At 37.0% G+C, this 26,247-nt stretch carries 21 protein-coding genes; 16 read left to right on the forward strand and 5 right to left on the reverse strand.

The annotated features are described in order from the left end of the window. Nucleotides 1–29: 29 nt before the first annotated feature. The gene (porV, locus tag AC5P2S_RS13690) at nucleotides 30–1,160 is read left to right on the forward strand and encodes a type IX secretion system outer membrane channel protein PorV (RefSeq protein WP_283416518.1); all 1,131 of its coding nucleotides are present in this window, start codon (nucleotides 30–32) and stop codon (nucleotides 1,158–1,160) included. A 72-nt stretch (nucleotides 1,161–1,232) separates the two neighbouring features. Continuing rightward, complete coding sequence (locus tag AC5P2S_RS13695; protein ID WP_283416517.1) at nucleotides 1,233–3,491, forward strand: FUSC family protein; 2,259 nt, start codon at nucleotides 1,233–1,235, stop codon at nucleotides 3,489–3,491. Here the strand turns inward: AC5P2S_RS13695 and AC5P2S_RS13700 are convergent. Then, a complete protein-coding gene (locus tag AC5P2S_RS13700; protein WP_494555257.1) occupies nucleotides 3,467–4,078 on the reverse strand; it encodes a 4'-phosphopantetheinyl transferase family protein in 612 nt (203 codons plus the stop codon). The genes AC5P2S_RS13695 and AC5P2S_RS13700 overlap by 25 nt on opposite strands. Before the next feature lie 143 nt (nucleotides 4,079–4,221). On the opposite strand from AC5P2S_RS13700, the gene AC5P2S_RS13705 reads away from it, so the two are divergent. The 9 genes from AC5P2S_RS13705 (at nucleotide 4,222) to ahcY (ending at nucleotide 15,580) form a co-directional block, all read left to right on the forward strand. Beyond that, the gene (locus AC5P2S_RS13705; RefSeq protein ID WP_494555258.1) at nucleotides 4,222–4,599 is read left to right on the forward strand and encodes a hypothetical protein; all 378 of its coding nucleotides are present in this window, start codon (nucleotides 4,222–4,224) and stop codon (nucleotides 4,597–4,599) included. A 242-nt stretch (nucleotides 4,600–4,841) separates the two neighbouring features. Further along, nucleotides 4,842–5,927 carry an efflux RND transporter periplasmic adaptor subunit gene (locus AC5P2S_RS13710; RefSeq protein ID WP_494555259.1) on the forward strand — a complete coding sequence of 362 codons (1,086 nt, stop codon included), beginning with the start codon at nucleotides 4,842–4,844 and terminating at the stop codon, nucleotides 5,925–5,927. Between the two features lie 81 nt (nucleotides 5,928–6,008). Continuing rightward, the gene (locus AC5P2S_RS13715) at nucleotides 6,009–9,221 is read left to right on the forward strand and encodes an efflux RND transporter permease subunit (protein WP_494555260.1); all 3,213 of its coding nucleotides are present in this window, start codon (nucleotides 6,009–6,011) and stop codon (nucleotides 9,219–9,221) included. Between the two features lie 178 nt (nucleotides 9,222–9,399). Then, on the forward strand, nucleotides 9,400–10,848 hold the full coding sequence (locus tag AC5P2S_RS13720; RefSeq protein ID WP_494555261.1) for a TolC family protein: 1,449 nt from the start codon (nucleotides 9,400–9,402) through the stop codon (nucleotides 10,846–10,848). Nucleotides 10,849–10,984: 136 nt separating this feature from the next. Further along, nucleotides 10,985–11,578, forward strand: a complete 594-nt coding sequence (locus AC5P2S_RS13725) for a TetR/AcrR family transcriptional regulator (RefSeq protein WP_494555262.1) — start codon at nucleotides 10,985–10,987, stop codon at nucleotides 11,576–11,578. A 49-nt stretch (nucleotides 11,579–11,627) separates the two neighbouring features. Beyond that, nucleotides 11,628–12,386 (forward strand): SDR family oxidoreductase, encoded by a 759-nt coding sequence (locus AC5P2S_RS13730; protein WP_494555263.1) that lies wholly within the window; start codon nucleotides 11,628–11,630, stop codon nucleotides 12,384–12,386. Between the two features lie 82 nt (nucleotides 12,387–12,468). Next, nucleotides 12,469–12,900, forward strand: coding sequence for a PaaI family thioesterase (locus AC5P2S_RS13735; RefSeq protein ID WP_494555264.1), 432 nt, complete (start codon nucleotides 12,469–12,471; stop codon nucleotides 12,898–12,900). Then, nucleotides 12,900–14,135 (forward strand): beta-ketoacyl-ACP synthase II, encoded by a 1,236-nt coding sequence (gene fabF / locus AC5P2S_RS13740; protein WP_494555265.1) that lies wholly within the window; start codon nucleotides 12,900–12,902, stop codon nucleotides 14,133–14,135. The genes AC5P2S_RS13735 and fabF overlap by 1 nt, the downstream gene beginning before the upstream one ends. A 128-nt stretch (nucleotides 14,136–14,263) precedes the next feature. Continuing rightward, nucleotides 14,264–15,580: an adenosylhomocysteinase gene (gene ahcY / locus AC5P2S_RS13745; protein ID WP_283416507.1), complete on the forward strand. Its 1,317-nt coding sequence runs from the start codon at nucleotides 14,264–14,266 to the stop codon at nucleotides 15,578–15,580. 177 nt (nucleotides 15,581–15,757) lie between these two features. Here ahcY and AC5P2S_RS13750 read toward each other — a convergent pair whose 3' ends face one another. Then, on the reverse strand, nucleotides 15,758–16,273 hold the full coding sequence (locus AC5P2S_RS13750) for an FUSC family protein (protein ID WP_494555266.1): 516 nt from the start codon (nucleotides 16,271–16,273) through the stop codon (nucleotides 15,758–15,760). Between the two features lie 139 nt (nucleotides 16,274–16,412). On the opposite strand from AC5P2S_RS13750, the gene AC5P2S_RS13755 reads away from it, so the two are divergent. Together AC5P2S_RS13755 and AC5P2S_RS13760 are read left to right on the forward strand one after the other, a co-directional pair. Then, nucleotides 16,413–17,855: an aminoacyl-histidine dipeptidase gene (locus AC5P2S_RS13755; RefSeq protein ID WP_494555267.1), complete on the forward strand. Its 1,443-nt coding sequence runs from the start codon at nucleotides 16,413–16,415 to the stop codon at nucleotides 17,853–17,855. A gap of 136 nt (nucleotides 17,856–17,991) precedes the next feature. Then, a complete protein-coding gene (locus tag AC5P2S_RS13760; RefSeq protein ID WP_494555268.1) occupies nucleotides 17,992–20,754 on the forward strand; it encodes a M4 family metallopeptidase in 2,763 nt (920 codons plus the stop codon). Nucleotides 20,755–20,824: 70 nt separating this feature from the next. Here the strand turns inward: AC5P2S_RS13760 and AC5P2S_RS13765 are convergent, their stop codons facing one another. Beyond that, nucleotides 20,825–21,325: an FKBP-type peptidyl-prolyl cis-trans isomerase gene (locus AC5P2S_RS13765; RefSeq protein ID WP_494555269.1), complete on the reverse strand. Its 501-nt coding sequence runs from the start codon at nucleotides 21,323–21,325 to the stop codon at nucleotides 20,825–20,827. A 144-nt stretch (nucleotides 21,326–21,469) separates the two neighbouring features. Here AC5P2S_RS13765 and radA point away from each other — a divergent pair, with 144 nt between their 5' ends. The 3 genes from radA (at nucleotide 21,470) to AC5P2S_RS13780 (ending at nucleotide 24,986) form a co-directional block, all read left to right on the forward strand. After that, on the forward strand, nucleotides 21,470–22,813 hold the full coding sequence (gene radA / locus AC5P2S_RS13770) for a DNA repair protein RadA (protein WP_494555270.1): 1,344 nt from the start codon (nucleotides 21,470–21,472) through the stop codon (nucleotides 22,811–22,813). A gap of 34 nt (nucleotides 22,814–22,847) precedes the next feature. Continuing rightward, nucleotides 22,848–23,414 (forward strand): acyl carrier protein phosphodiesterase, encoded by a 567-nt coding sequence (locus AC5P2S_RS13775; RefSeq protein ID WP_494555271.1) that lies wholly within the window; start codon nucleotides 22,848–22,850, stop codon nucleotides 23,412–23,414. Between the two features lie 111 nt (nucleotides 23,415–23,525). After that, nucleotides 23,526–24,986: a tetratricopeptide repeat protein gene (locus tag AC5P2S_RS13780; protein ID WP_283416499.1), complete on the forward strand. Its 1,461-nt coding sequence runs from the start codon at nucleotides 23,526–23,528 to the stop codon at nucleotides 24,984–24,986. A 252-nt stretch (nucleotides 24,987–25,238) separates the two neighbouring features. Here AC5P2S_RS13780 and AC5P2S_RS13785 read toward each other — a convergent pair whose 3' ends face one another. Beyond that, the gene (locus tag AC5P2S_RS13785) at nucleotides 25,239–25,607 is read right to left on the reverse strand and encodes a hypothetical protein (RefSeq protein WP_494555272.1); all 369 of its coding nucleotides are present in this window, start codon (nucleotides 25,605–25,607) and stop codon (nucleotides 25,239–25,241) included. 65 nt (nucleotides 25,608–25,672) lie between these two features. After that, entirely contained in the window at nucleotides 25,673–26,143 is a 471-nt protein-coding gene (locus AC5P2S_RS13790; protein WP_027384579.1) for an Lrp/AsnC family transcriptional regulator, read from the reverse strand. Nucleotides 26,144–26,247: the final 104 nt, after the last annotated feature.

Raw genomic sequence — 26,247 nt, forward strand, 5'->3', positions numbered from 1 at the left:
TTGGTAAATTTTACCTTAAAAGAAAAAAAATGAATTTAACAAAAAGATTATTTTTAGGATTAGGAATTGGTGTGAGCGCCTTTGCCTTTTCTCAAAGCAATGTTCAGCCTGTATTGACAGGAGCTCCGTTTCTAAGAATATCTCCGGATGCAAGAGCAGGCGGTATGGGAGATCAGGGTGTTGTAACATCGACAGATGTTTTTTCACAGTTTTGGAATGCTGCAAAATATCCTTTCGCAAAGGTTTCTTCGGGAGTAGGTGTTAACTATACGCCATATATGAGTAAGCTTACAAATGATGTATTTTTACTTTACGGATCTTTCTATACATTTTTAGGAGATGAAGAACGTTCTACTTTGAGTGCGAGTATCTATTATTTCAATATGGGTGACGTCGATTTAACAGATTTTGTCGGAAACGAGGTTATCCAGGGAGGAACTGCGAAGCCAAATGAGTTTTCAATAGATGTTGCTTATGGTTTGAAATTATCAGACTCCTACTCTATGGCTGTAACCGGTAGATTTATCAGATCTGACATTGGTGGGGGATTCAATTCCAATAGCACTTTAAAGCCGGCTAATACATTTGCAGTAGACGTTTCCGGATATTATATGTCTCCGAAACATGAGAGTCTCAGTGGATATGAAGGCCGTGTAAAAGCAGGTTGGGCTGTCCAGAACTTAGGTCCGAGATTAGATTACACTGGTGACGAAGAATCCAGATCTTATCTTCCGACAATGGCAAGATTAGGTTTGGGATACGATTTATTAATTGATGACATGAACCGTTTCAGCTTGAGTGGCGAAGCTTCAAAAATCCTTGTCCCTGGTCCGGATGCAACAGGAAATGTTCCTAATGTTGGTGTAATGGAAGGTATCGGAAAATCATTCAGCAATAAAAAAAGTATCATGTATAGTGGTGCTGCAGAGTATTCTTATGATGAAACTTTTGCAATCAGAGCTGGTTATTTTACAGAAGCGCCTGAACAGGGTGCGAGACAATACGCAACTGTTGGTGTTGGCTTCAAATATGCTTCATTCGGATTAGATCTGTCTTATCTGATTAATACTTCCAAAATTAATACGGCGCTGGACAACACTTTAAGATTTGGATTGACATGGAATATCGGCAGCGAAACGTATAATGCCACAGATTATTAATATTTTATTTATTAACTATAATTTTAAAATGCCTCTATTCAAAAAAGAGGCATTTTTATTTAAATTTGTAGTATGAACTATAGTTCCGAACTCAAAAAATTTTTAACGAGCCAATACATTTATTCCGGAGCAAGGATTGCTTTGGCGATAGTTGTTCCAAGCATTATTCTGGCACAATTCGGCTTACTCAAGGAATATTTTTTGTTTCCACTCGGGACCAGTTTTGTAGGTTTGACAGATCAGCCTGGCCCATTCATTAGAAGAAGAAATACACTATTGCTTTCCGTGTTTTTCTTTTTCTTCATAGCGCTGTTTGCAAGTCTGGTCAAGGATTTCCCCATAGCAGTTTACCTGGAAATTATTGTGTGTGGTTTTTTCTTTTCGATGATTGGCGTTTACGGATTACGACTTGCTACGTTTGGTTCATTAGCGCTAGTTGTGCTCAGCATCTTCATCGACGGGCATCTCACAGGTGATGATATTTTCAAAAGCTCATTCATTTTTTTTCTTGGCTGTCTTTGGTTTTTCATCATTTTTATGATTGTCTCCACATTGCAGCCTTATAAATTAGCCAGTCAGGTTGTCGGAGAAAACTATCTGGAATTAGCAGACTATCTGAGGATCAAAGCCAAATATTATACAAAGAATCCTGATTTTGACTCGTTATTAAATCAATTGATTGCTCAGCAGGTCAAAATCAAAAATCATCAGGAAGATACACGGGAGATTGTATTCAAAACCAGAAAGATTGTTAACGAATCCACTACTCAGAGTCGAATCCTGATGCTGATGTTTCTCAATTCTATCGATCTTTATGATAAGCTATTGACTTCCGAAAACGATTACAAAAGAATGAATCAGGTTTTTGGGGGCACAAAGCTTCTTCAAAGTATTCATGATTATCTTCTGGTCATGGCTGACGAGATTACCAATCTTGGGATTTCTATGCAAAGCGGTTTGGCTTTTAAGCAAATTACCAATTTTGATGAAGAGCTGAAAAAAATCTATGACGAATTTTTCGAACATCGATCCCAAAAATTCTCTTCGCAAACTCTGGAAGATTTTATGATGATTCGTCAGGTTTTGATGAGGATTACCGAGATCACGGATGAAGTCAATACGATCATGAAAGTCAATTCTCAGGATATTAAATTAGCGAAAAGTTTATCCACAGGTCTTGATTATTCTAAATTCCTTCCAAAAGAGGAAAGGTTAAACCACAGGGTTTTTCTGTCTAATTTCTCTCTTAATTCCGGACATTTCCGTCATGCAGTCAGAGTGACAATTGCATTGCTTCTTGGATATATTGTCTCAAGATTCGATATTCTTGGAATCGGGCACTCTTACTGGATCCTGATTACTATTATTGCCATTCTGAAACCTGCTTATGCCACTACAAAACACAGGAATCTTTTGCGTCTTTTCGGAACCTTGGCAGGAGCCATTCTTGCCTACATTATTTTATATTTTATTGGAGAGCCTACGACACTTTTGATTATACTTTTGGTCAGTATGATTATCTGTTTCAGCCTGTTAAAATCCAACTATTTCTGGGCAGTTCTGTTTATGACGATTTATATTTTCCTGTCATTCAACTTCCTGAGGCCAGGTAATGTCAATCTCATTTTCAAAGACAGATTACTGGATACTTTGATTGGCGGAGCGATTACATTTTTGGTGGCTTATTTTATTTTGCCGGTATGGGAGCACACTCAGAATCTTGACCTGATGAAAAAATCTTCCAGAAGTAATCTTGATTATTTCCGGTTGGTAATGGATCATTTTTTGAAAAAAGAAGTTGATGATGAAGATTTCCGTCTCAAGAGAAAAAATGCCATCATTGATCTGGCTAATCTTTCCGACAACTTTCAAAGAATGATTTCTGATCCCAAGAACCAGCAAAGAAAATTGGAAACAGTTCACCAGTTTGTTACAACCACACATTTGATAACGGCTTATACCGCTTCTTTATCTCAATATGCAAAATCCGGACATGAGTTTCCGGAAATCGATTTTCAGAATTGGAAACTTAAAATTTCTGCGGAATTATTGAGAACATCTTCATTACTTTTCCAAAAAGATCTGGATGAACAGATCAGGTCAGAAAGTCGTATCAAACCGGAAGATCATGTTGCAGATCTATTGGAAAAAAGAAAAGCAGAATTGGAAAACCAGGCGATTTCAAACGAAAGAAAACCGTTCACAGTCAGCCATTTGACCGAAATAAAAAATATCAAAGAATTACTGGAACTGATCTATGATGTCGCAAAAGATCAGCGAAAAATCATTGAAGAATATCTGATCTATCAGTCAACGATAGCTAAGCAGTAATTATCAAAAAAAGAAATTTTGGCTTTGAAAAAATCTTCATTTTCGAGATCATAAACCCTGCTTTTTGCAAAAAACTCCTGCTTCAGTTCAAAAGGTAAAACATCGTAGTGCTTTTTCAAAGACCAGTGTTTGCTGTGATGAATCTTGTAAAGGGCTTCTTTCACGCACCAGATTGCTGTCAGAAAATCTACTTCTTTATTATTATCAATGAAAACATCTTCATGAAGTATGAATTTGTGTCTTATATACTTAATCTTTTCTTTCCTCTTTTCCAGATCGATTCCGACTTTTTTCTTCGAAATTGCCAAAGCTGCCAAAGGAAAGGAATGACTCACAGAGATATGATGATCCTGAGGAAAAAGATAAGGTTCGCCGTTTTCTCTATAAAGAATCTTATGGTCCGGAAGAACTCTTTTCAGCATTTTTCTCACCATCAGAACCTCAGCTATTTTATTAGGATGATAGCCCAGAATTTTATTTTGATTTTCCGGCTCCAGCAATTCATCCGGATTAAGTACTTCATTCTCATCATATTCCCAGACCAGAACAGTCGCAACATCATCAGAAAAATCTTTATAAAGCGGCATCAATTATTTTTTTAGTCTCTAAAATTAATAAAAAACAAGGACTTCTGAAATTGCAAATCCAGTTCTCTGAACTTAAAAATGCCTTAAAAATGAGGCTTTAAGATTATTTTAACAATTATCCGATGTAAATTTGCAGTATCAAAATGAAAAAAGCAATTGTATATATTCTGATGTTTATCTTTCTGTTGTTTACCGCAGAGAATAAACAAACACTTGATTTCCAACAAGATTTTGGAATTCAGAATGTATCATTGCATCTTTTTTCCTTTGCAAAAAAACACCATCTTAATCATTCTCTGGAAAAAGCGTCTTTGCAGCAGATCAGCGATTCTTTGGATTCTCCCGAAGAAAGCAATCTGAATTTTTCTAATGCCTATAACTTCATTGCCGTAATCACTGCATTCGGGTTGGGTTATCTTTTGCAATTATATTTCAAGCGTAGATCAAAGACATTCCTGGAACCGGAAATTATATTTTCTTCGGTCAAAAGATTTATTCTGCTGCGTACAATCCGCATTTAAAATTCAACTTTTTCAAAACAATATTGCTCTTGTCATAAAGAGGCAATTATACCTGTCGTTTTGAAAATTCCCATTCAAACTCCTGAATGATCATTAGTAATGATTAAGCATTAACTAATTTTAAAATTAATGCCCGGATTATACTTATGTTACATTCTTTCAATATTCAATTAAAAAAATAAAATTTATTTAAAATGAAACCGAAAAGTTTCGCAAATTCTCCTAAAAAAACAGTAAAAATTATGAAAAAAAGAGTTGCATTCTCTGTTGCTCTCAGCGCATTGCTGATTATCTTCAGTTGTAAGGACAAAAAAGAAGAAAAAGAAGAAGCCGTAATTTATCCTACAACATCGCCGGTAAAAATGGACACCGTTATTACCAAAGAATTTGTATCCCAGATCAGGTCAGAAAAAAACATCGAGATTCGTGCCCAGGAAAAAGGTTTTCTCGAAAAAGTCTATGTAGATGAAGGTCAGCATGTACAGGCAGGACAGGTTTTGTTCAGAATTATGCCTCAAATTTATCAGGCTGATGTTCTGAAAGCCAAAGCAGAAGTGGCGCAGGCTGAAATAGAATTACAAAACTCCAGCACTTTGGCTAATAATAATGTGGTTTCCATTAATGAAAAGAAAATGGCAAAAGCCAAATTGGATGCAGCAAAAGCTGAATTGAACTTAGCTCAAACGCATTTATCATTCACCACGATCAAAGCTCCTTTTTCAGGAATTATCGACAGACTTCCTTTGAAGTTAGGAAGTCTGATTGATGAGGGTGATTTGCTGACAACGCTTTCTGACAATGGAGGAATTTACGCATACTTTAATGTTTCCGAACCGGAATATCTTAACTATCAGATGCATTCGGCCGATCGGGGGAATAATTTAGTTTCTTTAATTATGGCCAACGGTGAGCCATTTCCTGACAAAGGAATCATCCAGACTATTGAAGGCGAATTTGATAATGAGACAGGAAATATCGCTTTCCGAGCCAAATTCCCAAATTCTAAACAAATATTGAGAAATGGTGAAACAGGAAAAATCCAAATGACACTGCCTCTTAAAAATGCTTTGATCATTCCTCAGAAAGCTACTTACGAAATTCAGGATCAGAAATATGTTTTCGTAGTTGGTAAAAATGGCGTTATAAAGTCTAAGAATATCAAAATTGCTTATGAGCTTCCGGATATCTATGTTGTTTCAGAAGGAATTAATGTGGGTGATAAAATTCTTCTGGAAGGTGTTCAGAAAGTGAAAGACGACCAAAAAGTGGAAACCAAATTCCAGGATCCGAAAAAAGTCTTGAACTCATTAAAATTACAAGCCAACTAAATAATGGTTAATGATTAATTGTTAATGGCAACAATGCTTCCCATTGATAATTAATAATTGACAATTAATAATTAAAAAATTATGTTTAAGAAATTCATACGCAGACCGGTTCTGTCAATCGTAATCTCTTTGATTATCGTATTTATGGGAATCTTGTCTTTAGTTAAACTTCCTGTAACGCAATTTCCATCCATTTCTCCGCCAAAAGTAAACATCACGGCAGAATATCCCGGAGCTAATAACGAATTGCTGATTAAATCTGTTGTAATTCCTTTGGAACGCGGACTCAATGGTGTTCCGGGAATGAAATATATGACCTCTGATGCAGGAAACGACGGTGAAGCATCAATCCAGGTTGTATTCGACCTTGGAACAGACCCGAATGTTGCTGCGGTCAATGTTCAGAACCGTGTATCTTCGGTTGTTAACAAGCTTCCGCCTTTGGTAGTTCGCGAAGGGGTGAAAATCACCCGTGAGGAACCGAATATGCTAATGTATATTAACCTTTACAGTGATAATCCGAAAGCAGACCAGAAATTTCTTTTCAACTATGCAGATATCAACCTTATTTCTGAATTGAAGAGGGTGAGTGGTGTTGGTTTTGCCGACATCCTGGGAACGCGTGAATATGCGATGAGAATCTGGCTGAAGCCCGACAGAATGACCGCTTACGGAATCTCCGCAGATGAAGTGATGGAATCATTAAACGAGCAAAGTTTGGAAGCTTCTCCTGGAAAAACAGGTGAAAGTTCCGGAAAACGTTCTCAGTCATTTGAATATATCCTGAAATATCCTGGACGTTTCAACAACGAGAAAGATTACGGCAATATCATTCTGAAAGCCAATCCAAATGGAGAATTCGTAAGACTTAAAGATGTAGCGGATATCGAATTCGGGTCATCCATGTACGACATCTACTCTACTTTGAACGGAAAACCGTCAGCAGCAATTACTTTGAAACAATCTTACGGTTCCAACGCAAGTGACGTTATCAAGAATGTCAAAGTTCTGATGAAAGATCTGGAAAAAACGTTCCCGAAAGGCATGCATTACGAAATAAGTTATGACGTTTCCAGATTCTTGGATGCATCAATTGAAAAAGTAGTTCATACATTATTTGAAGCTTTCATATTAGTAGCAATCGTTGTTTTCTTATTCTTAGGAGACTGGCGTTCTACTTTGATTCCGACAATTGCCGTTCCGGTTTCTTTGGTAGGAACATTTGCAGTAATGTCCGCCTTTGGAATTACTTTGAACTTGATTTCACTTTTTGCTCTAGTAATGGCAATCGGGATTGTCGTCGATGACGCGATTGTTGTGATAGAAGCCGTCCACGCCAAAATGGAAGAGAAACATCTGTCGCCACTCAAGGCAACGGAAGAAGCAATGCATGAAATCAGCGGAGCAATTATCGCAATTACTTTGGTAATGGCATCGGTTTTCATTCCGGTTGCATTTATGTCCGGTCCCGTTGGAGTTTTCTACCGTCAGTTTTCGATTACGATGGTTTCGTCCATTATTTTATCCGGAGTTGTCGCTTTGACATTGACACCTGCTTTATGTGCATTAATCCTGAAAAACAATCATGGAAAAGAGAAAAAGAAAACACCTGTAACAAGATTTTTGGATGGTTTCAATAACCTATTTACAGTTGGAGCAGGGAAATATCACAACTTATTGACCAAAGTTGTTACAAGAAAAATGGTAACACTTCCTTTATTGGTTCTTTTCTGTATTGGGACATTTTTCCTGAGCAATAAACTGCCTACCGGATTTATTCCAAGTGAGGACCAGGGAATGATCTACGCTATTATCCAGACGCCACCGGGTTCAACTTTGGAAAGAACGAACCAAATTGCCCTTGAACTTCAGAAGCAATGTGAAAAGATAGATGGTGTTGCATCTGTTTCATCTTTGGCAGGTTATGAGATTCTGACAGAAGGAACCGGTTCTAACTCCGGAACTTGTTTGATTAATCTTAAAAAATGGGACGAAAGAAAAGAATCAGCTACGGAAATCATAGAGCAATTGGAACAAAAAGCGAAGGAAATTCCCGGTGCAAATATCGAATTCTTCCAACCACCTTCAATCCCAGGTTATGGAGCTGCAGGAGGTTTTGAATTAAGACTTCTGGACAAAGCCGGAAGTGGTGATTATCACAAAATGGAACAAGTCAGCAATGATTTTGTAAAAGAATTGAAAAAACGTCCTGAATTGGGTTCTGCTTTTACTTTCTATTCTGCAAGTTTCCCTCAATATATGCTGAAAGTAGATAATGATCTGGCTGAACAAAAAGGTGTAACCATAGAAAAAGCGATGGATAATCTATCAACCTTAATTGGTTCCAATTACGAAACCAGTTTCATCCGATTCGACAGACCTTACAAAGTAATTGTTCAGGCTGGTCCGCAATATCGTGCTTTGCCAAATGATTTGTTGAAATTATATGTCAAAAATGATAAAGACCAAATGGTGCCTTATTCAGATTTTATGCATCTTGAAAAGGTGTATGGATTGTCGGAGATCACGAGACATAATATGTACAACTCGTCTGAGGTAAGCGGAACGCCAGCGCCTGGATACAGTTCCGGAGATGCAATTAAAGCGATTCAGGAAGTGGCGGACAAAACGTTGCCAAGAGGTTTCGGAATCGATTGGGCAGGGATTTCCAAAGACGAAGTTTCCAGAGGGAATGAAGCGATTTACATCTTCTTGGTTTGTCTTGGATTCGTTTACCTGATTCTTTCTGCTCAATATGAAAGTTTCATTTTACCATTACCAATCATTTTGTCTTTACCGACGGGAATTTTCGGAGCATTTTTATGCTTATCACTTTTCGGGCTGGAAAATAACATTTATGCGCAGGTGGCGATGGTCATGCTCATCGGATTACTCGGAAAGAACGCTGTTTTGATTGTAGAATTTGCGGTTCAGAAAAAAGCAGAGGAAGGTCTTTCCACAAAAGAAGCTGCTTTACAAGGAGCATCTTTGAGATTCCGTCCGATTTTGATGACATCATTTGCATTCATCGCCGGATTGATTCCATTGGCTTTGGCAACAGGACCTGGAGCAGTCGGTAACAGAACGATCGGAACAGCTGCTGCAGGAGGAATGTTCATCGGAACTATTTTCGGATTGATGATTATTCCTGGATTGTACTACATTTTTGCCAACATTGCAGCTAAGTCCAAACTGACTTACTATGAAGAAGAAAATCCTTTAACAGAACAAACTGAACCTTATCAACACGATGGAAAATTTGAAGATAAAAATCCTAACGTGGATAATCGATAATAAATTGAAAAACAAATGATAAAGCCTCAGAGAGGCTAACTGTTAATAGAAAATGAAGTACAATGCAAAAACTAAAATATTAGAAAGACAGGTCGTTCCGATGGAACTTTACGGAAAACCAATAAACGAAATCTATTAATAGTTAGTCTCTACGAGACATTTAAAAAAATAAAATATTATGAATAGTTTTTTTAATAATCATAAAAACAAAATTGCTTTGGCTGCGTTGTCTCTTGCTTTAGCAAGTTGTAAAGCGCCAATGGCAACCAAAATTCAGGACCGGGTAAAAGAAACTTTACCTCAGAATTTTGAAAATCAAGCCGTTTCGGAAAACAACTCCGGAATCACGCCTTGGAAGCAATTTTTCACAGACCCGAATCTTGTGAATCTGATTGATGAAGCTCTGAAAAATAATCAGGAATTAATGATTACACTTCAGCAAATCGAAATCGCAAAAAGCGATGTGATGTACAAAAATGGAAAATTAAGTCCGATTGTTGCAGCAAGATTAGGTGCTGGCATCGAGAAAGTCGGTCGCTACACGAGTACAGGAGCTGGTGATGCATCCACAGATATAACAGACGGAAAAGAAGTCCCGGAAAACCTGACAAACTTCGAAGGTGGATTGGTTGCCAATTGGGAAATTGATATCTGGCATAAGCTAAGAACTGAAAAACAAGCGGCTGTTGCGCATTATTTGTCAACCGTTGAAGGAAAGAATTTTGTTCTGTCAAGCCTGATTGCTGAAGTGGCTGATAATTATTATGAATTATTGTCACTTGATAATCAATTGGACATAATCCATCAGTATATCGATTTGCAGAAAAAAGCGCTTGAAGTGGCAAAAATCCAAAAGCAGGCAATGGCTGCAACGGAATTGGCCGTTAAAAAATTCGAGGCAGAGTTAGCGAAATCCAATGCAACTGAATATGATTTGAAACAACAGATCACGGAAAAGGAAAATCAAATCAATGCTTTGCTGGGTCGTTACCCACAACCGATCGTGAGAACCAAAGAAAGCTTTATGTCGATTGTTCCACAGACTGTTTATACAGGAATTCCTTCTCAGTTGTTAGCCAATCGTCCGGACATCAAACAAGCGGAATTGGAACTACAATCTGCAAAATTGGATGTTGAAGCAGCAAGAAAAGAATTCTATCCAAGTCTTGAAATCAATGCTGCGCTTGGTTTAGAAGCTTTCAAACCGTCATATCTTGTCAAAATGCCGGAATCGATTGCTTACAGTCTGGTTGGAGAATTGGCTGGTCCGTTGATTAACAAAAGCGCCATTCAGGCAAATTTCAAATCGGCTGATGCAAAACAAATCCAGGCTTTGTATGAATATGACAAAACCATCTTGAGTGCTTATCTTGATATTACCAATCAAATGTCTGCAATTAAAAATCTCGATAAATATTACGAAATGAAGTCTCAGGAAGTTAAAGCATTAGACCAAGGAATTGACATCGCTAATCAATTATTCAGAAATATGAGAGCAGATTATCTGGAAGTTCTGATGAATCAGCGTGATGCATTGGACGCCAAAATGGAACTCATCGAAGCTAAAGAAAGACAACTCAGCACGGTTGTCAACATCTACAAAAGCTTAGGTGGCGGCTGGAAATAAACTAACACTAACTAACTATACGCTAATGCTTCCGGGATTTTTTTCGGGAGCATTTTTTATTAGCTCAAAATAAATCAAAAAAATATACCAATTGGTATATAATTTATATATCTTTGCAAAGTCAATTCAGATCAAAATGTCAAAAGCAGAAAAAACAAGACAGTTCATCATCGAACAAACCGCAGAACTATTCAACAAGAAAGGTTATGCCGGAACGTCCTTATCCGACATTACTTCTGCAACCGGATTGACGAAGGGCAGCATCTATGGAAATTTCGAAAACAAAGACGAAGTGGCTAAAGAAGTCTACCTCTATAATTCTAAAAGACTTCAAATCAGTTTTACCAATGAGCTTAATGATGCGATGACAACACGCGAAAAGCTTTTTGCTATCATCGATGTTTACAGAAAAACCTGGGAAACAAATGTCTCCCGAGGCGGTTGCCCACACCTCAACACGGCCGTAGAAGCAGATGACACAATGCCATTTCTCAAATCTGAGGTTAACAAGAATTTTGAAAACTGGGCAAATCACTTCACACGAATTCTGGATAAAGGTAAAAACCAAAACGAAATTGTAGAATCAATTGATTCTCAAAAATATGCTTATCAATTCATAGCATTGATAGAAGGCGGAATTCTTCTTTCAAAAACAATGAACAACAAGGCTCATCTTTTCAACACATTGGAAAGAATAGAAACAATCATCGATAACGAATTAATTAAATAATTTTTTTACTCAAAAATATACCAATCGGTATTTTTAACATCATAACATTATGAAAACAACCAACAACACAGTATTAATTTCCGGAGGTTCAGCCGGAATCGGATTAGAAATCGCAAAACTATTATCCGAAAAAGGCAACAAAGTTATAATCACAGGTAGAAATGAGGCGCGTTTACAACAAGCCGCTTCGCAACTGAAAAGCGTTAGCACTATCGTTTCGGACGTCAGCAATGCAGAAGATGTGGAAAATCTCGTCAGCCAAATCAAATCCGAATTTCCGGATTTGAATATGGTTATCAACAACGCCGGTCGCGCACTCGTTTACGACATCACCGAAGAGAATGTCAATGCCTTCGAAAAAGCAGAAGACGAAATGCTGACCAATTATCTCTCCATCATCCGTCTGAACGAAAAACTACTCCCGGTTCTGAAAACTAACGACAATCCAACCATCGTAAACGTGTCTTCTGTCGTGGCCTTCGTTCCGGGCGCTTTGGCAACCTATTCTGCGAGCAAAGCTGCCTTACATTCTTACACCAGATATTTACGTTTAGCTTTAAAAAATGCTAACGTCAAAGTTTTTGAACTGATGCCACCTTTGGTAGATACCGAATTTTCCGCGCCGATTGGTGGAAAAAACGGCGTTCCGGCGTCCTTTGTTGCCGAGCAGTTTATCGCCGGATTGGAAGAGAATAACTACGAAATCCGCGTTGGACAAACGGAAGATATCTACAGATTATATTTGTCATCACCCGAAGATGCTTTGCTGGCAATGAATCAAAGAAGAACGCAGGAAGTTGGTGAGTAGATTAAATCTTCTGAAGTTCCCGAAGAATCCGCTCTTGGCAGTTTGCGAAAGTAACACTCTATCAATTTAAGTTAATAATATTATGGACAGATTAGCACACCTGCAATCATTAATAGGACAAGAATTCACAGATTCACCGTCGCCGTTTATGCGCTGGCTGAAACCAATTGTAGTATCCGCAGAAAAAGGTCATTTGGAATTCCAGTACACCATTCGTCCGGAATGGCTGAATCCGATCGGGAATCTCCACGGTGGCGTTACAGCAGCGATTATTGATGACGTTTTGGGAGCTACAATGTTTTCTCTGAACGAGCCAACTTTTTACACGACGATTAATAATGTTATCGACTATTTCTCAATCGGGAAAGAAGGCGAAAATATCATTGCCGAAACACACATCACCAAATTGGGGAAACAATTCATCAACGCCACCTGCGAAATCTGGAATGCAGACAAAACCAGACTGATTGCAAAAGGCACATCCAACTTATTCAAAACACAAATTACAAGATAATGAAACGAGTCGTAATTACCGGAATGGGAGCAGTAACGCCTTTGGGAAATGATGTCGAAACCTTCTGGAATAATATTCTAAAAGGTGAAAGTGGCGCTGACACCATTACTCATTTCAACCCGGAAAAATTCAAAGTTCAGTTTGCCGCAGAGGTTAAAAACTTCTCACCGGAAAAATATCTGGACAGGAACGAAATCAAACGAAGTGACCTTTTCACACAATACGCCATTTATGCAGCCGCTCAGGCGATGGAAGATTCCGGATTGAATTTCAAGGACTTCGACCCATTTGATATTGGCGTCATTTGGGGAACCGGGCAAGGTGGAATGGAAACCTTTGAAAATGAAGTCACTGACTATGTTTCTGGTGATGGAACACCTAGATTCAGTCCGTTTTTCGTTCCAAAACTGATTGCTAATATGGCTTCCGGAATGATTTCTATGAAATATGGTTTACGAGGGATCAACTATACAACAGTTTCAGCTTGTGCAACTTCTAACACTGCATTTATGGATGCATTCAATTATATCCGCTGGGGAAAAGCAAAAGTTATTGTGAGCGGTGGTTCGGAAGCTCCAATTACGCCGGCTTCACTAGGTGGATTTTCATCAATGAAAGCAATGTCCACGAGAAATGATAATCCGAAAGCTGCCAGCCGACCTTATGATGTGGAACGTGATGGTTTTATAATGGGCGAAGGTGCGGGTGCTTTGATTTTGGAAGAATATGAACATGCCAAAGCCAGAGGTGCCAGAATCTATGCAGAATTGATTGGCGCAGCAATGACAGCCGATGCGTATCATATGACCGCACCTCATCCGGAAGGAATTGGTGCTGCAAAATCAATGGAATTGGCATTGGAAGATGCCAACATCTCTCCCGATCAAGTCGATTACCTGAATCCGCACGCCACCTCTACTCCATTAGGTGATTTGGCAGAACTGAATGCCATCACAAAAGTTTTCAAAGGAAGCCCGAATCTGGATATCAGTGCTACTAAATCTATGACTGGACATTTGTTGGGTGCTGCCGGCGCTGTAGAAGCAATTATTTGCATCAAAGCCATTCAGGAAAATATTATTCCTGCGACAATCAATGTTTCAAAACTGGATGATAATATTCCTCAAGGAATTAATATCATTACTGAAAATAAAGAAAAACCAATTAACATCGCAATGAGCAATGCTTTTGGTTTTGGCGGCCATAACTCGACGGTGATTTTTAAAAAGATATAAACAATTAGTTTTCAAATAATTAAACATTTTCTCATTAATTGATTATTGCTGAAGCTCCGCTTTTGTATCTGAATTATTAATTGTAATTTTGCTGTTTAAAAATCAGAATATAAATTCATTCATTAGATATGAGTACTACAACACAATACATTCCTTATAAAGTTAAGGATATTTCCCTTGCAGAATGGGGAAGAAAAGAAATTACCCTTGCAGAGGCTGAAATGCCGGGCTTGATGTCAATCCGTGAAGAATACGGACCATCTCAGCCGCTAAAAGGTGCAAGAATCGCAGGATGTCTTCACATGACGATCCAAACTGCTGTGCTTATCGAGACATTGGTAGCTTTAGGAGCTGAAGTTACTTGGTCTTCTTGTAATATTTTCTCTACACAGGATCACGCTGCTGCTGCAATCGCTGCTGCAGGAATTCCGGTTTATGCTTGGAAAGGAATGAATGCTGAGGAATTCGACTGGTGTATCGAGCAGACTATTTTCTTTGGTGAAGACAGAAAGCCATTGAATATGATCCTGGATGATGGTGGTGATTTAACGAATATGGTTTTTGATAAATTCCCTGAGCTTACTGCAGGAATCAAAGGACTTTCTGAAGAAACTACAACAGGAGTTCACAGATTGTATGAAAGAATGAAGAACGGAACTTTGGTAATGCCTGCCATCAACGTAAACGATTCTGTTACTAAATCTAAATTCGACAACAAATACGGATGTAAGGAATCTGCAGTAGATGCTGTAAGAAGAGCGACTGACGTAATGCTTGCCGGAAAAAGAGTGGTAGTTTGCGGATACGGAGACGTAGGTAAAGGTACTGCTGCATCTTTCAGAGGAGCAGGGTCTATTGTTACTGTAACTGAAATCGACCCAATCTGCGCTTTACAGGCTGCAATGGACGGTTATGAAGTAAAAAGATTAGATACTGTGGTTGATAACGCTGATATTGTAATTACAACTACTGGTAACTTCAATATCGTAAGAAAAGAACATTTCTTAAAATTAAAAGATAAAGCGATCGTTTGTAACATCGGTCACTTCGATAACGAAATCGATATGGCTTGGTTAAATGAAAACTATGGTCACACAAAAACTGAAGTAAAACCACAGGTTGACATCTATACGTTGGAAGGAGGTAAAGAAGTTATCATTCTTGCGGAAGGTAGATTGGTAAACTTAGGTTGCGCAACTGGTCACCCAAGTTTTGTAATGTCTAACTCTTTCTCTAATCAGACTTTGGCTCAGATCGAACTTTGGACTAACTCTGAAGCTTACGGAAATGAAGTATATATGTTGCCTAAGCACTTAGATGAAAAAGTTGCTGCTCTTCACCTTAAGAAATTAAGCGTTGAATTGGAAACTCTTTCTCCTGAACAGGCTGAATACATCGGTGTTGATGTAAAAGGGCCGTTCAAACCTGAATATTACAGATACTAAACATTGTCATCCTGAGCTTGTCGAAGGATCTTAAATAATATAAAACTCTCCTTTTTGGGAGAGTTTTTTGTTTAGGAGCTATTTCCCGCTATCCGCTATTACTCCTCGCGCCACCGCTTTTCCAACACCTGCTGTGGGGTAACCGCTACTATCGGGGCTAGGGACCTGCAGATAATATCAATGTTTTAAATAAGTTTGGCCGTAAGTCTTAAACTTTGAAAAAACAAAAGTAATAATCAGCGCCACAAAACATCCGATGCATACACAGATCACACGTTCAATAGGAATCAGCCAATCGTGAGCCTGATTTTCCTCAATCAAAACAATGACCATCGCTGCTAAAGCTGAACGAAGTGTATTATCAAGCTTAAAAGCAATCCCAACCAAAATCGTCAAAGCTACCCCAAAACAAATCAACAAAATATTAGGAATCGGAATCAGAAATAAAATCATTCCAATAGAAGCACCGAGAAGATTGGATTTGATTCTGTCATAAGCTAGTTTGTTACTGTTGTCTGGTGAGAAAACTATCACCACAGAGATCAATGCCCAATAAACAGGATATTGTGGAAGAAAAATATAAAACAGATAACAGATTGCCGCGCCAATCACACATTTTATCAAGTAAATCCATTCCGAAACAGAAACTCTTAATCTTAAAAATCTGGAAAACTGTTGTATAAAATTTGACATCAATATTTTGCTAGAAATTGAGCTTCAAAATTATAAAACATATAACGAATCTAAGATTCCGGAAATATTATTTATATCATAAAGATTTCATTTTCCTTTCATAATTAGTAAATTGCCGCTTCAAAAAATTTCAAAAAAAATGGAATATTCACAACTGGAACCAAAGGTGATCTGGAAAAACTTCGCAGCACTGAATTCGGTTCCGAGACCATCAAAAAAAGAAGAAAAAGTTATACAATTCATAAAAGAATTCGGGGAAAGATTGGGATTACCAACAACTATTGACGAAGTTGGAAATGTCATCATCACCAAACCTGCAACTCCGGGAATGGAAAACCGAACGCGCATCGTAATGCAATCCCATCTTGATATGGTTTGTCAAAAGAACAACGATGTCGATTTTGATTTTGAAACTCAGGGAATCCAGATGTATGTGGACGGCGACTGGGTAAGAGCGAAAGGGACAACTTTGGGTGCTGACAACGGTTTAGGCGTTGCTACCATTATGTCAATTTTAGAAAGTAATGACATTGCACACCCGGAACTGGAAGCACTTTTCACGATTGATGAAGAAACAGGAATGACAGGTGCATTGGCTTTAAAACCTGGACAATTGAAAGGTCAAATCCTTCTCAATCTTGACACAGAAGAAGATGACGAGATCGATATCGGTTGTGCCGGAGGTGTAGATGTAACCGCTTCTGCAAAATTCGATTTGGAAGAAGCAAAAGGAGAAATTTTCAAAATTGAGATCAAAGGTTTGCAAGGTGGACATTCCGGGATGGACATCCACAAAGGTTTTGGGAACTCGAACAAATTATTGGGAAGATTTTTATTCTTAGGATTGGAAAATCAAATTCAATTAATATCAATTGACGGTGGAAGTTTGAGAAATGCTATTCCGAGAGAAGCTAAAGCAATTGTTTCTGTCAACAATTCAGAAGATTTCACTTCAAAAATTGAACAATTAAAATCTGAGATTTTGGAGGAATTTGCTTCCTTAGAAAAAGACCTGGTTATCAATATTGAAAAAACAGATTCATCAGAGAAAGCAGTTTCTATTGAAAATTCGAAAAAAATAATCTTTGCAATCAATGCGGCACATAATGGTGTTTTCCGAATGAGTCCGGATGTAGAAGGTTTGGTAGAAGCATCTAACAACGTTGCAAGAGTTGAGCTGAAAAATGGAGAAATTAAGATTTTGAACTTAACCCGTTCATCTGTAGAATCTACAAAATGGGAAGTTGCCAATCAGTTAAAATCTGCTTTTGAGTGCAACGGATTGACAACAGAATTCGGAGGTTCATATCCGGGTTGGAAACCAAAACCTGAAGCAGAAATTATCAAAGTAATGACGGAACTCTATCAAAATAATTTTGGTGAAAAACCATTAGTTGTTGCTTGTCATGCAGGATTAGAATGTGGAATCATCGGTGCCAATTATCCAAAAATGGAAATGGTTTCTTTTGGACCGACTATTAAAGGTGCACATTCTCCTGATGAAAGAGCCAGTATATCATCCGTTCAGAAATTTTGGACGTATACCCGGGAAATTTTGAAAAACATCCCTATCAATGAATAATGATTCGATTTTAAATCCAGTAATTTTACTGGATTTTTTATTTTTTGGAACAATTAATTAAAATTTTACAATCAACTACTTGATATTTTTAAATTTCCTTAAAAATTTACTAAATTAGCAATATAAAATCTAATATATGAAGAAAGAACTTTTACGAATTGGTATTTTGTGCAGCATTGTCGGATTTACATTCTCTGCAAAAGCACAGGAATACATTGAAAAGAAAATTACCGAAAAAAACGGAAATATCAGTTTAGTAACTTTTAAAAGTACTGCTGATTTGAAGTCGGCATCAAAAACCGATCTATTCAGAGAAATTTTAAAACTTTCAGCTGGCGCTGAATTGAGACTTATGAAATCTGAGAAAGATACAAAAAGTAATTTCTTAGATGAAAAATATCAATTATATTATAATAATGTAAAAGTTGAATTCGGAATATATAACCTGCATTATAAAAATGGCAATCTTACCAGTATGAACGGTGAGATCTTCGATACAGAAAATGCAAATATATCACCGAAAATTTCTTCGCAAAACGCATTAGATAAAGCAATACAAAGTGTTGGTGCTGAGAAATATATGTGGGATGATGTAGACAGTAATGTTGACAATTACAAAAAACCCTCAGGAGAACTGGTCCTTTTACCAATCCAGCAAGCTGATGAGAGTTATAAATTATTTTTAGCTTACAAATTTGATGTTTTTGCTTCTCAACCTATGAGCAGAGCTTATATCTATGTGGATGCTGCAACTGGTCAAATCTTATTATCAGATGCAATCATCAAGCATGCGAATGGACATAATCACAACATATTAAAAGGTAACCTTGATACGGAAAAAATCGTATCTGACGTGAAAGATAGCCACCTTAAGGAAACAATCAAAAAACTGGCAACAGGTAATGCTGCAACCAGATATAGTGGAACCCAATCTATTGAGACATCATTAAATACCGCTGGTGACAATTACATCTTGTATGATACAACAAGAGGGAATGGTGTAAGAACTTACAACCTGAAAAAGAGCACCACAATAAGCAACACGGATTTCACCGACGCTGATAATGATTGGACTGCTGCAGAATTTAATAATGCTACCTTTGATAATGCAGCATTGGATGCACACTTCGGAGTAGAAAAAACTTATGATTATTTCAAAGATGTCCATAACAGAAATAGCTATGATAATAATGGCTCAATCTTAAGAAGTTATGTACATTATGGCAACAATATCAATAATGCTTACTGGTCGGGAACTTACATGCTTTATGGAGATGGAGACAGAACAAGCAACTTTAATGTATTAACGGCATTCGATGTCACCGCTCACGAGTTAGGCCACGGTGTCTGTAGTGCTACTGCTGCATTAGCTTACCAAAGAGAATCCGGCGCAATGAACGAAGGACTTTCTGATATTTGGGGAGCTGTGGTTGAGCACACATATTTGCCTAATAAGCAAGCGTTTAATATTGGAGAAGACATTACTTTATATTCTCCTTATTATCTAAGATCAATGAGCAATCCGAAATCTGCCGGACAACCTGACACATATCGCGGAACAAACTGGCAACCTGCAACAGCTGCAGAAGGTTGCGTAACACCTGGACAAAATACTAATGATTATTGTGGTGTTCATACCAACAGCGGCGTTCTCAATCATTGGTATTATGTACTTGTACAGGGAAAGACAGGAACTAATGATATCGGCAAATCTTACAGCGTAACAGGAATTGGATTTGAAAAAGCTGCAAAAATTGTTTACCGTTTGGAAACAGCTTATTTATCGTCCGGCTCCACTTATATGAATGCAAGAGACTTCGGAATACAAGCTGCCACAGATTTGTATGGTGCAGGATCTGCAGAAGCTATTGCTACACAAGATGCTTTTTATGCTGTTGGTCTGGGTGCAAAATATAATCCGAATGGTCCGGACACGACTGCTCCAACCACTCCGCTCAATTTACAAGCTTCCTCTACAACCAATGTTTCTACATATCTGACATGGACTGCATCAACTGATAATTTTGCATTAGATGGATATAATGTCTACAAAGACAATGTATTATTAGGATCAACATATAACAACTCATATTACGTTACAGGTTTAACCGCTTCAACGGCATATAAATTTAAAGTACAAGCGAAAGATGAAGCAGGTAACAAATCTAACTTCAGTAACGAGGTTACAGTCACTACAGATGCTACCGGAACAACTTATTGTACTTCACAATCCGGAAGCACCAGCTTCATGAAAATCCAAAATGTAAAGCTTAATACAATTGATAATTCAAGTACAGGAGGAGCGGGTTATGAAGACTTTTCATACCTATCAACAGATGTAACAAAAGGATCAAGTTATACGATTACCATTACTCCATTTTGGTCTGGTACTGTATATCCTATGAGATATGCCGTATATGCAGATTATAATAATAATGGTGTCTTTACCAATACTGGTGAAACACTCTGGACACAGGCATCAACATCTAATCCTACAGTATCAGGAACATTCACAATTCCTACAACTGCAACAACCGGAAAAGTAAGGTTAAGAGTTGTTATGATCTATTCTTCTGCACCAGCTTCTTGTAACTCTTATTCATATGGACAAACTGAAGATTACACAATTAATATTCAGGATATTTTAGCTGTATCAGACCTTAGTAGTGATAATAAAGTATCAATATATCCAAATCCTGTTAAAGATATACTTAATATCAAAACTAAAGAAGCCGGAGAATCAACTTATAAAATTTACAATGCAGCAGGACAATCTGTGGCAAATGGTAAATCTGTTGAAAATAAAATAGATGTCAACAGACTTCCTAGTGGAAACTATGTCATAGAGTTAGTGAATAAAAAGAGTGAAAAATCAACTCAGAAATTCATTAAAAAATAGTTTACAAAACTTTAATTCCATAAAAAAGCTCCCAGATTTGGGAGCTTTTACTTTTATATAATAATTTTCATTAATGTCCGGAATGACCGTCAGGTCCATGTGCATGACCATGCGCTAATTCTTCCTCAGTTGCAGGACGTGCATTAAGAATTTCCACATCAAAGTACAAAGGTCTTCCAGCCATAGGATGATTAAGATCTACCACTACCGCTTCCGGAGTGACTTCCAAAACTACCGCTTGAAAATTATTCCCTTGATTATCAGACAATGGTAAAACAGCTCCAACCGGAGGCAATTCCTGACCTTGGAACATATCAACAGGCAATTGCGTAACAGCTTGTGGATCTCTTTCTCCATAACCTTCGCCTGGCGTGATTTCGAAAGAGGTTTTATCGCCAACACCCAGATTTTTGATTTCTTCCTCAAACTTCGGAATCATCATTCCTACACCATAGAGAAAAGTCAAAGGATTTTCTTCAGAAGTCTCTTCTACAAAAACTTTCTCTCCACTCTCATCATTGGTATGCAGAACATATTTTAAAGTTACAACGTGATTTTTGTCTAATGCCATTTTTATTTATTTTTAAGTTATTTACATCATCAATTATGATATATCGCAAACAAAATTAAGCTTTTGAAATTTAAGAGCTGATGATTTACGATAAAACTTCTTTTTAATATTTTCTTTTCAAAAAAAAATCTGGAACTTAGCAGAATGGCAAAACTCAAAACTCAATATTTCTGTCAGAACTGTGGTGCACAATATTCTCAGTGGCACGGACAATGTAAAACCTGTAGCGAATGGAATACACTTGTGGAAGAAATTGTAGAAAAATCAACAAAATCAGTTGCTACAAAATCCAAATCCTCTATCATCAACATCATAGAAGTTGAAACCAACGAAGAACCGAGAATTAAAACCCCTTCGGAAGAACTGGACCGCGTATTGGGTGGCGGAATCGTTTTAGGTTCTGTAACATTAATTGGTGGTGAGCCTGGTATTGGAAAATCGACACTGCTTCTCCAATTGGCTTTGAAGATGAAGAAAAAAATTCTTTACGTTTCCGGTGAAGAGAGTGCCTCGCAAATCAAAATGAGAGCCGACCGTTTAGCTGAAATCAAAAACCCTAATTGTTTCTTATTTACTGAGACTTCTGTCGAAAAAATCTTACACGAAGCCAAAAAACTTCAACCGGATTTTATGATTATCGATTCTATCCAGACGCTGCAATCCCAATTGATTGAAAGCTCGCCGGGAACAGTTTCGCAAATCCGGGAATGTTCCAATGAGATCATCAAATTTGCTAAAGAAAACAACATTCCTGTTTTCCTGGTGGGGCACATCACCAAAGACGGACAAATAGCCGGGCCAAAAGTTCTGGAACATATGGTTGATGTGGTATTGAATTTCGACGGCGATAGAAATCATCTTTTCCGACTGTTGAGAGCCAACAAAAACCGTTTCGGTTCAACCGCTGAAATAGGAATTTACGAGATGATTTCACAAGGTCTCAAAGAAATCAAGAATCCATCCGAAGTATTAATCACTAAAAAATTCGAAGAACTTTCCGGAAATTCTGTTGCGGTAACTTTGGAAGGCAACAGGCCGATGCTATTAGAGATCCAGGCTTTGGTTTCAACTGCTGTTTATGGAACGCCACAAAGAAGTTCCACCGGTTTTGATTCCAAAAGACTGAATATGCTTCTGGCTGTTTTGGAAAAAAGAGCAGGTTTTCAACTCGGCGCAAAAGACGTTTTTCTTAATATCACAGGAGGCATTAAAACCGATGATCCTGCGCTGGATCTAGCTGTTGTTGCATCCATTCTATCCAGCAATGAGGATATCGCAATTTCCGAACAGTACTGTTTTGCCGGTGAAATTGGGTTGAGCGGAGAGATCCGTCCTGTTGCCCAGATCGAACAGAGAATCACCGAAGCAGAAAAATTGGGCTATGAAAAAATATTTGTTTCAAATCTCAATAAAATCCCGAAAAGAAAATTTGGAATCAAGATTGAAGAAATCAGTAAAATCGAAGATTTTGTAGAATTACTTTTTTAATCCATTTCATCTTAATAATTTGTAACTTCATTTAATGAATTATCTTGCCCACTCTATCCTATCATTTACCGACGGACAACTTGTCGGAAATATGATTGCAGATTTTATCAGGAATAATGAGCGGGAAAATTTCCCTTTGGAAATCCAGGAAGGCATAAAACTTCACAGATTTATAGATACATTTACAGATTCTCACCCGGCAGTTTCGGAAGCTAAAAAGATCTTCAGCCCGCTTGTCAGGCTTTATTCAGGTGCTTTTGTAGATGTTGCTTTCGATTATTTTGTTGCCCATCATTATCCGGAAAATGAATTGAAAAATCAATCACAAAAAACCTATAAAATTCTTTGGAATAATGAACAGTGGCTTCCTGAAAATTATAAGCAAATGCTGGTGAGAATGGAAAAGGACGATTGGCTGACTAATTACAGAACAGATCGCGGCATCAGATTCAGTATGCAGAATGTTCTCAACAAAGCTCAATATCTTGAAAAGGATTTACCTGTTTTTGATATTTTCCTGGAAAACAAAAATTTGTTACAAATTTATTTTGATCAATTCTTTCCTGATATTTTGAGAGAATGCAGGCTGAGCTTCGGATGATATAAAAAGGATTACGTATTTCTTACCAATTTACTATCAAAATAAGCTAAAAATACCATTTATACTAAATTATATTTGAATTTTTAATACTTTTGGAGCTTCATTTTGATTGTGAATTCCCTTAATAGATCTATAATAGCTGTACTTATAATTTCGTTTCTACATGAAGCGAAAGGGCAGCAATATACACCTAAAAAAATAGACAGTCTTATTTCCGGCACTTTTCAATTGGCTGACCGGAATGAAGCTCTCAAGATAAGTGACAAAACCTATAAACTTTCCGAAGATATCGGTTACTATCAAGGTAAAGCCAAATCTTTAAAGGCCGACTTAAACTGTTATCTTGGTCTTGGTGAACAAGAAAAAGCTTTGAAAACAGCCAATAAGCTTTACGATCTTGCAAAAAAAGAAAATGATGACTATCATTGCGGGCAAGCCCTTATTGCAAGAGCATTGATCTACGCCTATCTGGGATTTTTTGAAAAAGCGCTGAAAACAAGTAATGAAGCTGAAAAGCTTTGTGAAAATATTTCTGATAATGATGATCGTTATAGCTCTCTGGGACAGATATATGCCGGCAGATCAGAAATTATGAATCTGCAATATCAGGCTCCTCAGAGTACTATAAAATATGATCTAAAAAGTATAGAATATTATAAAAAAATCAAAGATACCAAGAAAAGGAATGGTTGGCTGGCTATACAATATTCGAGTCTTGGTTATACATATATTGATCTTGATGATTATAAACCGGCAATCTACTATAGCCGAAAAGCTTATGAGCTCTCAAAATTAGAAAATGATTCCATCAATCAGGCTTTTGGCTTGTACGGACTTGCTAATGCTTACCTGGAGATGAACCAAAGCGACAGTTCTATACACTATTATAAAAAAGCGCTCCCTATTTTTGAAAAAGCCAATGATATCTACCGTTTGCAATACATATATGATGATCTCTCCGTGATCTATGAGAAAATGGGTGATGATAAAATCTATTCTTATTATTCCAAAAAATCAAAAGAACTGGCTGATATCATCAGAAGAAAAGAGAAAATGGAAACGGATAAAGTTTCTACCAGCATCATTGAGCAGGAGAAACAAACATGGTATCAAAATCTATACATCATTTTAGGAAGTATCATTCTGCTTGCAACCGTATTCTTTTTCTTTACTATAAAATACTTTAAAAGTTATCGAAACGAAAAAGAACAGAAAGAAATCATGGAAGATGATCTTATCGAAAAAGAAGAAGAACTCAATCACCTTGAACTGAAAGTAAATGATGCTTTTGCCGAATTATTGGAATTAGCGAAAAGCAATGACTCTTCGTTTCTAAGCCGTTTCAAAGAAGTTTATCCTTATTTTTACAATAAATTAATTACCAATTATCCGGAACTCACAAACGGGCAATTACAATTCTGCGCGTTACTGAAATTAAATTTTACAACAAAAGAAATTGCGCATTACAACAACATCTCTGTAAGAAGTGTCGAGACAAGAAAAAACAGATTAAGAAAACAGCTTGATATTTCTTCTGATATTGACCTTAATAAGTGGATGATGGATTTCTAATATTCCTTACAGCAACTTTAAAACAAAAATCTAGCAATCAACAACTTAAACCTTTGGCGTAGTTATGTAGTAGATCGTTTTTTGCAGATATTATGCGATATGATAATATTTGTATAGTAAAACACATACTGATTTTTGATTCTGAAGGCACACAAGATGAACATAGATTTATAATCAGCAGATTTTTCATTTAATTATTTTCAATCAATAGCTGATTATCAAATGTATATCCCGGATTTATCCCGGGTTTTTTTATTTTAAAATACTCCAACGTGGGATGACAGCGATAAGCCCTATTCCAATATATAAAAACAGAACCGTAATATCAGAATATAAATAGGTACTCAAAAAATAATTATGCAGCCCAAAATGAAGAAGTACAAAAACAGGAAACGCAATAGTTCCTATCTTCCTGAAAAATAAAATCAATATCCAGCTGATAATTACTAAAAGGTCAACTCCAAGCGTGTAATAAAAAAAACCTGTGGGAATATTGAGTGACTGCCGCTGAGAAAATTCTGCCAGATCTGTATTGACACTCAATAAAAATACCAATAAAATAAGTCCGAAAATAATGTAATAATCTCTATTTCTACGAAAGCTTTTATCCTCTGAATTCATAGTATAAAAATACAAAAAAGAGCTTAATCAATAAGCTCTTTTCTATAGAAATTTCTATTAACTAACTATATACTAACCGCATTTATAAGACGGTTTTTATCACTGATGTACTCTTCCATAGAGATCATACTTTCAGTTCTCATTACATCCTGGATGTCATCAATCTGATATATGATTCTTTTAGCATCTTCGGTATTTTTGGCTTTCATTTTACAGAAGATATTATATTTTCCGGACGTAACACTTGCTTCTACGACATTCGGGATCAAAGCCAATTGCTTCAAAACCTCTTGTGTATGATTTGATTTTGTAAGTAAAATACCAATAAAAGCGGTGAAATTGTAATCCAGTTTACCGTAATCAATATTAAGAGAAGAACCCAAAATAATTCCGGCATCTTCCATTTTCTTTACTCTTACGTGGATTGTCCCTGCAGAAACGTCCATTTGTTTAGCAATTTCTGTAAAAGGCATTCTTGTGTTCTCTACCAGAAAATCAAGGATCTTTTTATCGATATCGTCTAATTGATAGTTCATTGTATGATTTTATTATTTATTTAAAATATATCTAATTTTTTTGCAAATTTAAAAAAAATTATTTAAATAAAAACAAATATTAAAAGATTAACAGCTTTTAACAA

This window comes from Epilithonimonas sp. 33E (genome assembly GCF_059372615.1).